Origin of the sequence: Kistimonas scapharcae (assembly GCF_039540975.1) — a bacterium.
Taxonomy (GTDB): domain Bacteria; phylum Pseudomonadota; class Gammaproteobacteria; order Pseudomonadales; family Endozoicomonadaceae; genus Kistimonas; species Kistimonas scapharcae.
In genome coordinates this window covers 1-13,727 of the sequence record NZ_BAABFL010000399.1, presented here as the reverse complement: position 1 = coordinate 13,727, position 13,727 = coordinate 1, and the positions used below count along the sequence as shown (strand labels likewise).

The 13,727-nt window shown below is 52.1% G+C and carries 13 protein-coding genes; 3 read left to right on the top strand and 10 right to left on the bottom strand.

Features of this window, described 5'->3' with window-relative positions:
• Positions 1-393: 393 nt before the first annotated feature.
• From ABD892_RS15005 to ABD892_RS14985, 5 genes are all read right to left on the bottom strand, one after another.
• Positions 394-1,077, bottom strand: coding sequence for a glycosyltransferase (locus ABD892_RS15005; RefSeq protein WP_345196681.1), 684 nt, complete (start codon positions 1,075-1,077; stop codon positions 394-396).
• A 45-nt stretch (positions 1,078-1,122) separates the two neighbouring features.
• Positions 1,123-1,443: a nucleotidyltransferase domain-containing protein gene (locus ABD892_RS15000; RefSeq protein ID WP_345196680.1), complete on the bottom strand. Its 321-nt coding sequence runs from the start codon at positions 1,441-1,443 to the stop codon at positions 1,123-1,125.
• 324 nt (positions 1,444-1,767) lie between these two features.
• A complete protein-coding gene (locus tag ABD892_RS14995) occupies positions 1,768-3,963 on the bottom strand; it encodes a GumC family protein (protein ID WP_345196679.1) in 2,196 nt (731 codons plus the stop codon).
• An 80-nt stretch (positions 3,964-4,043) separates the two neighbouring features.
• Entirely contained in the window at positions 4,044-4,625 is a 582-nt protein-coding gene (locus ABD892_RS14990; protein WP_345196678.1) for a polysaccharide biosynthesis/export family protein, read from the bottom strand.
• Between the two features lie 86 nt (positions 4,626-4,711).
• Positions 4,712-5,689 carry a hypothetical protein gene (locus tag ABD892_RS14985; protein WP_345196677.1) on the bottom strand — a complete coding sequence of 326 codons (978 nt, stop codon included), beginning with the start codon at positions 5,687-5,689 and terminating at the stop codon, positions 4,712-4,714.
• 525 nt (positions 5,690-6,214) lie between these two features.
• Here ABD892_RS14985 and ABD892_RS14980 point away from each other — a divergent pair.
• Positions 6,215-6,640 (top strand): hypothetical protein, encoded by a 426-nt coding sequence (locus ABD892_RS14980; protein ID WP_345196675.1) that lies wholly within the window; start codon positions 6,215-6,217, stop codon positions 6,638-6,640.
• A 627-nt stretch (positions 6,641-7,267) separates the two neighbouring features.
• Here the strand turns inward: ABD892_RS14980 and ABD892_RS14975 are convergent.
• Positions 7,268-7,480: a hypothetical protein gene (locus ABD892_RS14975; RefSeq protein ID WP_345196674.1), complete on the bottom strand. Its 213-nt coding sequence runs from the start codon at positions 7,478-7,480 to the stop codon at positions 7,268-7,270.
• 146 nt (positions 7,481-7,626) lie between these two features.
• On the opposite strand from ABD892_RS14975, the gene ABD892_RS27145 reads away from it, so the two are divergent.
• Both ABD892_RS27145 and ABD892_RS14970 read left to right on the top strand, forming a co-directional pair.
• The gene (locus ABD892_RS27145) at positions 7,627-7,842 is read left to right on the top strand and encodes a helix-turn-helix domain-containing protein (RefSeq protein ID WP_425559268.1); all 216 of its coding nucleotides are present in this window, start codon (positions 7,627-7,629) and stop codon (positions 7,840-7,842) included.
• Positions 7,843-7,918: 76 nt separating this feature from the next.
• Entirely contained in the window at positions 7,919-8,221 is a 303-nt protein-coding gene (locus ABD892_RS14970) for a hypothetical protein (RefSeq protein WP_345196673.1), read from the top strand.
• Here the strand turns inward: ABD892_RS14970 and ABD892_RS14965 are convergent.
• From ABD892_RS14965 to ABD892_RS14950, 4 genes are all read right to left on the bottom strand, one after another.
• Positions 8,216-8,899 (bottom strand): hypothetical protein, encoded by a 684-nt coding sequence (locus tag ABD892_RS14965; protein WP_345196672.1) that lies wholly within the window; start codon positions 8,897-8,899, stop codon positions 8,216-8,218. The two genes, ABD892_RS14970 and ABD892_RS14965, sit on opposite strands and share 6 nt — an antisense overlap.
• A 318-nt stretch (positions 8,900-9,217) precedes the next feature.
• Positions 9,218-12,769 carry a host specificity factor TipJ family phage tail protein gene (locus ABD892_RS14960; RefSeq protein WP_345196671.1) on the bottom strand — a complete coding sequence of 1,184 codons (3,552 nt, stop codon included), beginning with the start codon at positions 12,767-12,769 and terminating at the stop codon, positions 9,218-9,220.
• A complete protein-coding gene (locus tag ABD892_RS14955) occupies positions 12,766-13,158 on the bottom strand; it encodes an NlpC/P60 family protein (protein WP_345196670.1) in 393 nt (130 codons plus the stop codon). Before ABD892_RS14955 ends, ABD892_RS14960 begins: the two co-directional genes overlap by 4 nt.
• Positions 13,155-13,652, bottom strand: coding sequence for a DUF1833 family protein (locus ABD892_RS14950; protein ID WP_345196669.1), 498 nt, complete (start codon positions 13,650-13,652; stop codon positions 13,155-13,157). The genes ABD892_RS14955 and ABD892_RS14950 overlap by 4 nt, the downstream gene beginning before the upstream one ends.
• Between the last annotated feature and the right edge of the window lie 75 nt (positions 13,653-13,727).

Sequence of the window (13,727 nt, the reverse complement as noted above, 5' to 3'; positions counted from 1 at the left end):
GGGTCATTGATTACTCACTGACCACCCCCTGTTTAAGTTGGAAATTTCAGAAGAGGCGACAACTATGCTGGCACAGGGGGAAAATCAAAAAACGATTGATCATAATTAGCTATACAAGACAATATTAAAAAACAAAACAATGCAGCACTAGAAAAATATATCAACATCCGATTATTATTACATGAACAATAATAACCATCTCTAGAAAAGAGATCACAAAAAAATAAAAAAACATATAAAATTGCAAACAAAGATGGTAATAAATATCTACCAGCCGGTAACACATGAAATTGAAACAATATGCAAAATGAAGCAAAAAATGACAAATATAACTTTTCGACAAACAAATCAGATAGATTCATTTTATTCGTACTAAAGTGCGACATAAATAATTTAAGCCACCGGCTTATAATTCAGAAAAGACATTTTTTTCAAAAAATACTTCAAACCAATTTTTAACACAAAAATCAGCTCTTCAGTATTCCTTACCAATTTAAGATAGCGATAAAAATCAATAAGTGAAAATTTTTGGAAATCTCTGCAGTAGACTAGAACATTCAAATACAGTTTAAATATTTTATGACGCTCTGAGGGGATGAAGTGTTTTTTTACAAAAACAGAGTATGCATTCTCTATCTTACCAACACTTGATATTCTTTCATGATCATGACTTATATCAGTTACATATGTAAAGTCAAAAGTATTTAAGGCAACACCATATTTATTTATCAGTCTTATCCAAAAATCATAATCTTGCCATGCAGGCATTTGTATATCAAAAAGACCTACAGCAACAGCCCTTTCCTTTAAAAAAAATGCTTGATTGCCAACATAATTCCTGAAATATAAATCATTCAAACTAACATATTTTTTTCTTTTTATTTTTTTTTCGCCACTCATTCTTTTTAATATATAATTTGAATAAATGAGACTTGGCACTATTCCCTGTTTTTTCTTTTTAAATATATACTCTACAAAGCTCTCTAATCGGTTACTAAGAAAATAATCATCGTCATCGAGGCCTGTCAAATATTCTCCATTAGCATTTCGTATTGCTATACCACAACGTGCGGCCAATCACATGGGCAATGTGTCGTGGTGACTGTTGGTCATTCATTGTTTCTACCCCGCCTTGTTATCACTCAGTCGAACACCGGTGTTACGCGCCTCATGGTGTATTGGCTCCCTGTTATGCCCCCGGCGGTAAATAACCAGGTCGATTTTCTGGTCGCCGATCTTTTGCTTTATCTCCACCAGGGCATTCAGTTTTGCCTCTATCACGGCATCAGGGGACTGCAGGCTGGTTTCCAGGTAAAGGTCAATATCGCCTCCCCGCTGCCCGTCATCCACCCTTGAACCAAACAGCCAGACATCGGTATCTGCACCAAAGTAATGCTGCAGCACCCGGCAAATAATATCAGCGTGTTCGTCGCTTATTCTCATCGTTTCATCAATCCAGCCGTCACCGGGAGCATCAGTACGAAAGGCGCTTCACAGGTATTTCTCCCCGCAAAGACCAGTTTGCAGTAAAACGTTTTATCTGGCTACTGCCCGACGGCCTCACACCGCACTGACCAACCACTGCGACAGGCATCCCCTGTTTCGGGCGTCGACCGCTCTCCTCCATGCGGGCTCAGGTTCGTTCCTGCCAACGGGCCACCCTGAATCATCGCATGCAGCACGTACGATCATACTGACAGTATCCCAATACAAAAAACCCGAAGCCGATGCTGACACCGGGCTTCGGGAATCGGAGGTCGTCGGCTATCAACCCTCCTTAGAGTGGTAACCTTCGTAGTCGTAGTAACCCTGGCTGTAACCGTAGGCATCCTTGCGGGTCGGGTCGATTTTGTTCAGCACCACACCGGTCAACGGTGCCTGCGCCTGCAACAGGCGACCCACTGTATTCTGGATCGCGCCGATCTGTGCACGCCCGGCCTCAATTACATACAGCAGGCCGTCGCACAGGCGGGAGATCATCAGTGCATCACTGACGCTTTGCACCGGCGGGCAGTCGATCACCACGTAATCGTAATCCTGCTTGAGGGATTCGATCAGTTGTGCGAAGGCATTGGTGGCCAGCAGCTCCTGTGGGTTCGGTGGCACCTGACCACAGGGGATGATGTCGATGCCATCACTGTGGTGCAGGCAGTCCACCTTCTCGGCAGTGCCTGCCAGCAGGTTAGCCAGGCCGGCGGAACCACCCTTGATATCAAAACTCTTGCCAACGGTCGGACGACGCAGGTCACAGTCAATCAGCAGGGTTTTACCCAACTGCCCCAGCGACAACGCCAGGTTGGCTGCCGTGGAGGACTTGCCCTCACCCGGCATGGTGGATGTCACCGCGAACAGACGATGATCCTTATCCAGCGCCGTCAGGTTCACGCTGGTACGGATGGTGCGGACCGCCTCACCAAAGCCGTGCTGACTCTTATCGAGGAACAGCTTCTGCACCTTACCCGAGACTTCGCCCTCATTCAGCTTGGGCAACACACCCAGAACCGGCAGGTTAAGCTTGTCTTCCACATCCCGCGTGCTGCGAATGGTGTTATTGAGCATTTCCAGCAGGAAGGCCACACCGCTTGAGAGCATCAGACCCAACAGCGCAGACAGTACAATAATCAGCTTCTTCTTGGGTTTGACCGGCACCTTGGGTGTAAAGGCCTGGTCCACGATACGGGCGTTCGCGGTCTGCAGGTCACTGGTGGCGCTGGTTTCCTGGATACGCTTGAAGAACGCATCGTACAGGTCTTTGTTGGTGCGCACCTCACGCTCCAGCGCCCGCAGGCGGAACTGCTTGCGGTTGATCTGCTGCACCTGTTTCTTCGCAGCGGCCACCGCTTCACTCAGGCTACGCTCGTTGGCCTTGTCGATCTCGTAATCCCGCTGGACGCCTTCCACGATATTGCGGATCTGGTCGCGGATATTTTGCTGGATGCTCTGCAGTTCACTGCGCGCCGAAATCATCTTCGGATGTTTCGGCCCGTAACGGCGGGACATATCCATCACCTGCCGCTGCACCTTCGCCTCTTCCTGCTTCAGGCCCTGGATCAGCGGATGCACCAGCACCGCCTGGAGGGATTCATAATCCTGCGCGGTTTTCAGCGCGCCGGATTTCAGCTGCCGATTGATGTTTTCTGAAATGGCCAGCTTGCGGCGTACTTCCACCAGGGATTCCGTCAGCGCTTTCAGTTCGTTGCTGGAGATGGTCAGCACACCTTCCAGGTCAACCAGGTCTTCCTGCTCGCGGTAATCCTGCAGGGTAACCTCTGCCTCGCGCAGTTTTTCAGACAACTCAGTCAACCGTCCCTGCATCCAGCCGGTGGCGCTCAGCGTCAGGGAGAGCTTCGCTTCCATGTAGGATTCGATGTACGCATTGGCAATGGCGTTGGCAATCCGCGCCGCCATTTTCGGATTTTCCGAGGTCACATGGATGCGAACAATCTGGGTCTTCTTGACAGGCTCAATGCGGACATGCTCATCCAGCACATTGATGGTATCGCGCAGGATGCGCTCCTGCTCATCCTCATCGGACGGCTGCTCCAGCCCGAACCAGCCCCGCCAGTTCAACAGACCGGCATACCAGGGCTTTTCACGCACTGCCGGGTTAAACTCAGGATCATTGGTCAGGTTCAGTTTATTGACGACTTTCTCCAGCACACTGCGGGATTTCAGTACTTCAAACTGGGTGTTCAGGTAGCTGTCACCACCACCATCGATGCCGTACATCTCCTCAATGGAGACCACCTTGGCCTGCTCCTGCTCAATCTGCAGGACAGCAGTCGCCTGGTAAATGGGCGTCATGGTAAAGACGACCAATGTCGCCAAAAGGGTTACGGCAAAGGTAAAGCCGGCAATCGCCCAGCGATAGCTCAGCAAGACGTGAACAATCTCCCGAAGGGAAATCACGTCATCGCCCTGCAGCATTTTCGGCAGGGCGGTGTGTTTGGGTTCACTGCTCATAGATTCGGTTCAGAGGGTTAGAGGCCCAGGCTCCCCGAGCCATCTGGCGCCGGATTCCTGCATGGGTTCGCGGTTAATCGTTAGAAGAAGCTTTCCTTCACGTTGATGATGTCACCAGGCAGAACGGATTCATCGAGCTTCATGGTGCGCTCAGTCAGCTTACCCTTCTCTTCCCGGTTGACGATGATGTCCTTGCGCGAGGCACGCTGGGTAAAGCCACCGGCCAGTGCCACGGCCTTCTCCAGGGTCAGGCCCGGCTCAAAGGAAAAGCCGCCCGGGTCTTTCACTTCACCACTGACGAAGAACTTGCGGTACTCGGTAATAGAGGCGCTCACCTTGGGGTCAACGAAGTAATCCCCTTTGAGCTTTTGAGTCAGGAAATTTTGCAGCTGGCCTACGGTCATGCCCTTGACACGTATCTCTCCCAGGAATGGATAAGAGATGGTACCGGCATCGCTCAGACGCGTTTCCACCTTCATATCCTCTTCACCAAAAATGGTGATACTGACCATGTCACCGGAGTTCAGGCCATAGCGGGAAAAGCTCATCTCTTCTGCACGGACGCCGGTGACAACCACCAACAGGCCCAGGCAGAGCATCGCAAGCATCCGCTGCATAGGGTGTTTTGCCGAAACCGGCTTGCGTGTACTGAATACAGACATGCGTAGAAACCTCAATTCTCTCACGCCACAAACAGCACAGGCCGGGGAGTTCCCGGCCTGCCTTGTCGTCAGCGCTTATGCGTGGCTTAGATCGCCAGTTCTGCAGACAGCGTGTAGACGTTACGACGGTAGCTGTCGTCGGTTGCGCCTGTACCGATGTTGCTTTCGTCACGGTCAGTGTTCTGGTAACCCAGGGACAGGGTCACGAAACGACGCACTTTCCAGTCAACAGACATGCCGAAAGTATTGATCTTACGGTCCTTGTTGTTGGTGGCCAGGGCGGACTGCACTTCTTCATCGGTGTAGCTGTAGGATACATTGGTGCCGATACGGGAGGTCCAGTCATGGCTCCACGCCAGGGTAGTGGTGGTACCCTTGGTGAAGGTGTCGTCCTGCGGGTTATCGTATTCCAGGCCGTAGTCACGAACGGTGCTCAGCTGGATCACGGAGTGGTCAACCGGCATGTAGCTTACGCCCACTTCCCAACCGGTGTAACCTTCTTTGTCGATCTTCTGGTTGTTGGTGTCACGCAGGTCGGTTTCGCGGTAACGGCGACCGATCTTGGCGTAACCAGTGGTCTTGGCGGTCGCATCCCAGTTCAGACCCACCAGGTAACTGGTGATGTCGTAACCAGGGTTCTTGCCAGCGTTGTTGCCGCTGGTGAACTTGCGGTCGTAGCTCAGGTCACGCTGCTTGACTTCGAACAGGGCGTTGGTCTTCGGCATCAGGCGATAGTAGAAGGTTGCACCGTATTCCTTGGTTTCACGGTTCAGGCCTTCGCGGATGCCGCGGGTCTTTTCGTAGTCCTGCTTGTTGATGCTGCCGAACAGGTCAACACGGGCCATGGCTTCCATGGAACCGAAACCGTAAACAAAACCGGCCTTCTTGCGGACAAACTCAGGGGCGTTCTTGTCGTTAACGCCATCAACAGTGGAGCCAGCGTCGTGGTAGACACCGTAATCCCAGTCTACGTCCAGGCGGTTGCGGCTGTTGAATTCCTGGTGGATGTCACCCAGGATGCCGTAATCGGTGTAGTTGGCTGAGCTCTCGCTATTGAAGTTCATGTCCTTGGCAGCCAGGGTGACCGCGTAGGTGCTCAGGCCGGTCTGGGCCTTGAACTCAACGGAAGGGTCAATGCTGTAGAAAGAAGAACCTTTTTTCTTCAGTGCACCGGAACCTTCACGGAAGACGTTGTCGTCGTAACCGATGTCAGTTTTCAGCTGCGGGGTGATATCAATGCCATTCCAGCGAATATGGCCAGGCTGAGTTTGCTTATCCCTTTCATTAATTTACTACGCCTTGAACTACTAAGTGCTTATTAATAGAGTGCTTGGTTTTCTCGTTAAATAACACAGCCATTTAACGAACGACAATAGTCGTTTGTACTTACGTCACCCTAAGGAAAGTGCGTTGTATTATATAGATACGGTCAATATAATTTCCAGCCGGTTACTGTACATTTTTAATGAAATAATTTAGCGGCTTTCTTCGCTATCAATTCATCAAAGAATGATGTAGAGACCATCAGGAGCAGCCAGGAATTCACGCCTTTTTCCACGCAGGCGGATCTTGCGACCGACCTGACCACAATGTCCCCTGCTGACGCCCTGGCGAAAGCCACACAGGACCAGTCCGTTTCCATTGAGGCCCTGATTGCCGATGCAGCCGCCAAGCTGCAGGACAACCCGGCCCTGCTGTCTGCCCTGGTGGGAGAAGCGGTTAAGGCTTACCCCGACCAGGCTGGCGACATCGTTAAAGTTGCCGTGAGCCAGGCGCCTGCACACCAGGCAGCCATCACCAACGCGGCTGTCGCCCAGCTGCAGGACAACCCTGAAGCCCAGGCAGCGGTCAACAAGGCCGCTGACGAAGCCGCGCAGCAGGTTGCCGCCGGCGAAACCAAGACTGGCACTGAGACCGAAGCTCAGCAGCAGGAAACTGCCGCGCCGACTCCGCCTCCACCACCCGCTCCGCAGCCGCCCGCTCCGGACAAGCCGCCGGTGGTTAGCCCGAATTAATTATTCGTCGGCAATTACTGCTAATAAAACTCCTGTACTTTGGTACGGGAGTTTTTTTTGTCTTTTTTCTGCGCTTTTAATTATTTTTTCCTGATTCATCCAATAACAAGGGTATGTAAAAAAATCGATCCTGTTATTCACACGAATTTATTTCCTGACGCCAGATACCGTACAATCTCTCCATTTACCCGGTCACGCCGGTGGCCTGACAAGAACGACCTGACCCGGATCATCATGACTCAAGCAGCCAACGCCAGCGACAACAAGCAAACCCCCATTATTCACGCATAAATTTATGGCTATCCGCAAAGCCCTGTTGTGCCAGCGTTCTAGCGGGCTTTGCAAATAGCACATAAAGACAACTCCCTATATTGCCCTATACCACCCTCTACAAAATGCCCCAATTTTGCCCCAAGGGGCATATGTGCAAGCTTTGCTTATAGCGATCCTGCTCTAATATTTGAATTGGTACGCATATGCGGCCATACTTGCCCCGTCATCGCCTGACTGTGCTGATTACACAACATGGCGGGGCAAGCCCGATCAGACGACGGCATTTAGAGCCGGGTGTCCTGATCTATACAAGACCGTTCGCGGGAAGGTTCAGGGGAGTGCCATGTGCTCTAATCAGCACCCGGCACCACCCCCAGGCATTACGTCGGGTAGTAGGCCGTCGAGTTTATCAATGACTGTCGCCAGCATGCCCGCCGCAGCTTGAAGTTTTGCCACTGCCGCCAGATCGTCAGCAGAACCAAAGCATTCATACCTTGCCCCGTGGTCGGTGATTGCAGAATCGGCCAGGGCTTTTAGTTGCTGGAGAATAGATATCGGATGTTTCATTTGCTCGCCTCATGTAAGCGCATGTAAAGAGGCGGCAAAGATACGCCTGCAAAAAAAACGGCAATTGACTTAGATCAAATAATAAAAATCATATAACTTACAGTTATTCCGAAATTGCCGCAGATCATTTACAGGAAACCGTTATAGTGATACGGCGGATTTTTGCGCTCAATTTAACTATTGCAATGAGTCGAGCGGGAGTTAGCGAAAAGAGGCTAGCAAAAGAGCTTGGCATTTCTCAGCCTGCCGTTTCAAAATGGCTTAACGCAAAATCGTTGCCGCGCGTCGGCACCTTTTACCAAATCTGCAAGATTCTGAATTCATCGCCCAATGAATTGTTGGGATGGCATGAATCTGATTAGTTTTAATTAAGCGGGTGCTCAATTAAATAATCAGAAATTGATATAATAAAACCACTCACCACGGAGAGAAACAATAATGAAAATCCAAGCCGCTATTGTCGCTGTGATTGCTGCTGCATCTTTGAATGTTTCAGCGCTTGAGATTGGCCGGGGCATGAATGTTAGTCCGATGCACGACATGATAGAGATATTCGTTTCTGCGGAAAGGGAGAAATACGGGGACGTTAAAGCGGAGTGCACATTATTTGATAAATACGGCGATCCGATTGATACGGTAAAAACTAATTTTACACAAAACCGGATGCCGCTTTATTTCAATGGCCAATATTGGCGAGTAGAATCGGTTTCCTGCAAGCTGGCGCGCCAAGCGGCGCTATAACCTACAGGTTGTGACGCTGCCCAAGGCGTGAAACTCGTCTATGTCGTATCCACCATAGCCGTCTTGACTCTCGCCAAGGGTGCGAAGATAGAAGGCCCGGTCAATTAACCCGATCGACAGATACCTGTCTAGCCGGGGGCTTGCCGGACCTCCTTCAAACCGGCTTACAATAGTCCACGCCAGCATTCTGGATACAATAACGAAATCATCCCCCGTCACGGTCTTTAAAGATTTAGCGTTATCTATATTCAGGCAATTCCATTTCCCGCCGCTACTAACCTGCCCCGTTTTTCCTGAATCAGTCATGTCATATGACCCGGTAATCTTTAGGTATTTATTGCCAGAATCAAATGCAAGCCCCCCCGCCTTCGTATAAATTCTCATCCCAAAAGATTCAGAGCTTTTACCGTACTGTCCAGCAAAAACCAAAACATCGGCACTGCTAGGCGAATATATTTTTATATTAATTCCCGTATACTTCTCGCCTGACCTTGTATAGCTCGTTATGCGAGCGCACCCCTGTCTTATTGCAACAATCGGCACCCTGTCAGTATTAACTTTTATTAGGTGGTCACCAGTGCCAAGTGTTAATTCAGAGTGCAACACATGATTGGTGAATTCAGAATCTATCTGTATTAATCCGTTATCATTTGCAACCCTGACGCCATAATTAACCATACGCATACACCGTAAAAACAGCCGTTACAGTTGACCCCTGATGGAATGGCCGCGCTCGCCAATAAATGGATCGCGAATCTGATTCTATGTAGGCTCCGATCATTACCATTGGTGTTCCAGAGTGACCAATAACCGACACTGTAACGCCCGCATGATTAAGGCTTGCAAGCGACTCTATGGCAATTCTCCCCTCGTCCCATCCAGAGGTCGCATGCAGGCTGAGTGTTTTTGTGACCTCATATATCTGCCTGGTAATACTGTCCTTTGAGTCAAGCGTTACACGTCCTTGTGCATCATAAAGGCGTAACCCTGTCGCCATTACATCAACTCTCCTATCTCCGCTCTGAGCTGGTCATTGGCGTCATACACGCGCATATAGCTATTGGTGTACTCTGTACGCCCGCCAGTTTCTGCGCTCCGCAGCTTTAGCTCGCCAGAGAACACCAGCTCGTCAGTGGTTTTGTCGTAGTAGAGCTTGCCATTAGCTGCCGTCTTCTCACCCTGCCCCATCCATACCGGGAAATCTCCAGCGCTGGATATCTCGACACGCTGACCGGTTGCGGCGTCGGTCTTGAGCGTGCCGCCCGTAACCGTGCCCATATTTGCGCTCACGGCTGACAGCTCTGTTACGCTGATTTTCTCCGCAGTAACTGCTTTCGCTGCGATCTTTTCAGCAATCACCGAATTCGCCTTGAGCTTAGGTGTGCTGATTGCATCGTCAGATATCTGCGTCTCTTTGATCGGGAAAATCTCGTCAAAGTCGATGCTGGATGATTCTGCGGCAAACTCGCCGGAGTAGTTCAGGTTGCTGGCTCCCCAGCTATCCACCCAGGCTAACCGAAAATACCACTTTCCGGACTGGTTGATATACGCCGTACTGCTCTGCACGGACGCCAGCAGATTGCCGGCCGACGGAGTAAAGCCGGCTGTCTGGCTGCCATATACCCGCAACTCCCTGGTATCAGGCTCACCATTCACCGCACAGCGAACCGCGAACGAATCAACGAACGGGTCAATTACCACGTTATTCGGCACAGCAGGAACAGGGTTTGACGCTGACAGCTCGCCCCACTCGCCCGCCATGTTGCTGGCATTCTCTGCACGAATACGGATAGTCAGCGAGCGGCCGGCAGTGTCCTGCTGCGCATCAAGGTAGCTGTATTCGTAGCTGGTAAATGTGTGGTCCAGAGCAACAGACCGCACCACCTTGCCGGAGTACAGCACGTTAACCAGATACCGAGCTGCGGCCGGCTCACTCACCCATTTAATTTTGAGAGAGTCGCCCGTAAACGGCTCAGCCAGTACCGGCACAACCTTCCCCGGCGTTGCGAACTCGCCGCCTGCGTTGACATCAATCGTGGTCCACTCACCACGAAGCGCGCCAATGCCGGCAACGCGGCAAGTGATCATGCCAGGGTCGCACGTAAAGCTGTGCCGTGTTACGTAGCTGCTGCCTTCCCCTGCTGGCTGCCATGTCTGACGCCCGTCATGGCTGTACTCGATCAGATACCGCTCAGAGTTTGGCGCCTGCTTCCAGCTCAGGTTGATGACCGGCTCTTGCTTTGTACCACCCTGCGTAACTCGCAAATCCTCAACTTTTCCCGGCGCTGGAGTTGGCAAGCCCCAGTCAGGACGCGGCGGCGGAGCTTCGCCAGAGTCGGCACGGTGTACCGTGTCAGACTCAATAAAGCCGCTAATGGTCACGGTTTCGTCATCGGCAGGCTGTACGCTGGTGATTTTGACGCGCTTCGACCAGTTGGAGCCTTGCCCGATCATGTAATGACTCGGCTCGTCGGTGTAGGTATTGGCAATGATTGCCGGAACATCACCAATAACCCGCACCTTGTTAGCGCTGATCTGCTCAACTTGAACCGGAGCCGATGCCAGCCCGTACCGGTCACGGATAGAGATATACCAGCTATCACCGGTCAGGCTCACATCATTACCCAGGATAAGCACGTTGCCGTCAGCAGCCATGACATAGCCGGAAAACATCTTTCCGCCGCCTAACAGGTCATGGTTTACCAGAACCACGGAGCCATACAACGGGATATAGCCCTCGATGCCGGTTTTAAACGACACCATGACGCGCCGTTCACGGTTTGAGGCAGCAAGGTACATGCCCTCGCGCCATGCCTGAGCGTGATCTGTGCAGCCAAACAGGCTTATTTCTTCGGGGTTTTCGCCAGTCTCGCCGGGCAGCTCGCACAATACGGTCTGCTCGTTGTAGTTCTTATCCTTGCTCCAGTACGTGACTTTTACAGAGTCGCTGGTGCGCTCTGACGGCATCACATAGTCAATAGACAGGTCGGACATATTCGCCATGGTGAACACGCCAGAGTGCGCGGTTTCAAGCTGGTCGCGCACCATCCTGATCAGATTACCCTGACGAACAGGCATAGCTCGGCCAACCTGAGCCACTTTGGTCAGGGCTTCCCAGCAGTTAGAGGCTGTATCAAAAACGCCATTGAACTCGTCGCCGCGCCCCTTGTAGACCGTATCCAGATAAGCTAGCTCGTCAAGCGCCAGACTGCTGTCGGCAAGGTCTGCGCCGTATCGGCTGCGGAGAATGTCAGCAAACACCCAAGCCGGGGAGTTGTTAACTACGGGGTGCGTCCAGCCTGCGGCACTGCTCCACTTCGGCAAGAGGCGCTGAACGACCATGTTAACCTGACGGCTTGACTGGTCGGACAGGTTTGCAGACGCCCTGACGCGCATAGCCATCAGGGTTATGTCGCCGTAATTGCTATCGTCGGCCATGTAGCCGCGCACCTGTCCGAGCTGACAGTTTCTGACTTCCGTGTTGCTGGCCTCGCCGGTAGTGCGCTGCACTGTCACCTGATAGCGGCCGGCAGGCACGTCAGTCGCCAGAGTGCGGCGCACTGCGGTACGGGTGCGGTCTGAGATTGTGCCGTCGAATATGGTGATTGTTGCGCCGGACACCTCGCCCGCATCATTGATCGGGTCAGCAGTCACGCGCAGAGCCACACCTACGCTGTATTCGTCGCCCTCGTCATTGACACCCATCAGGCCACCAGGGAATACCACATCTACGCCGATGCGGGTCAGCTCTGTGCCGATTTCGTTGACAACATACGGGCCATGGGTGACAGGTTCGTTCATATCCTGCCCGCCAGCTTCAGGAGCCACGACAACGGCAGTGTGAAACAGGGTTACTTTCTGCCCTGGTCGCACAATCTCGTGACTGACTTCTGAGAAATTCGCTACAGGCGTATCAGACAATTTAATGTCACTAACGGCGCATTCGCCCTGAGTCAGCGCAAAAAGCTGATAAAGGTATTGCTCGTTATTGTCATATTCGACATATGGCTGAGCTGCAAACGGCGGGAATACGCGCATTTTGCCGTATACGACGGGGATAGGGTCGCCTAACCGCGCCTGATTGCCCTGCGCGCCGAGAGAGTATGTAGAGCTGCCTGTCAGAGCTGCGGAGCTGTTCGGCATAGACGGAGTGCCGACGGCCAGAGACATCAGCGACATACCGACAGATGCGCCGATCATCATGCCTGTGGTTGTGCTGACGCCCATCATGCCCGCAGCGGCGCCGCCTGTATAAATGGACGCAATCACGACCGCCACAAAAACCAGCGGATTAGAGCCGCCGTCGCCGCCACCCTGCGGAATTACAGAGAAAAACACGTCATCGTTAATAACGTGCTCGGCATACTCTGAGCGCATCAACTGACGCCCCTGATAGATGCAGACCGTAGGGGCTTTATTCAGGCGTGACAGGCCGCCGTTAGCGTCGAGCCATTCCTGTATAGTCATTCTCCCCAAGACGGGCTGAGACTGGCATTCCTGCGGCTTGTAGGGGTTATCAATCCAGTGGACAGCGTGGTTCTGATTCATGATAGCGACTTGTGCCGAAAGTATTGGGGATTTATCCAGCCGGATAGCTTGGCGTCCATGGGGGTTTGCAGGACGCACCCTGCCCGCTTGTAGGTGTGCAGAATGCGCCCGCCGCCATAGGCTAGATAAACGGCTACGTGTGTAGGGTGCTGGCGATTTGAGAAGAACGTCAGACAGTGGTTTTCAGGCTGGTCGATGGGCACCCAGTCGTTTAGAACGGGGTGCTCTGTCATTGTCCGGATTACTTCTTTCAGGTTGTCGGCATTAACGACAATCTGCGGCAGCTCAATACCAAGCCGCTCCCGGTAAACCTGCCGAACCAGCCACCAACAATCCTGCTCGCCATTGACCCATGGCAGGCCGATGTATTTGTTTACCCAGTCCATCATGAAGGCAGCCCGGGGAATCGGTCAGCGGTGAACTTCTCACGGGGGAATTTCAGGTTGGCCGGGTTAATGAAGCCTGCCGTAATGTTGACGGAAGTCATGGAGCCGGACGCATTACGAACCGCCATGGTCATCGGGTCAGAAATCAGGGTTACAGATTCGTCGTCAGCGTCGTACAGGTAGACACGAAACGTTAATTTCGTTTCCTGCCCTGATCGGCTGGCGGCTTCCAGATAGGGCGACAATTTGCCGGTGATATTGTCCACCTTGAGCGTGATTGTCGGGTCAGGCTCCTTGTCTACCGGCTGGCGCTTTAACTCAAAGCCGAGCGCAATAAACGTGACAGTAGAGCCATCCTCTAACTGCGCGGTCAGGTCTTGGTTGTCTCGGACAGCGTACAGAGGCTCAGTAAATGCGGGGTGATTCAGCTCAATAGTGCATAGCTGAACCGTGCGGCTCGTGCAGGCCGCATAGGCTTCTTTTTCGGCTGGGGTCATAACTTACAACCCAAGCAGAGATTTCTGTTCTCTACCCCAGCGTACGCACTCGTTTCGATAATTTATATAGGCATC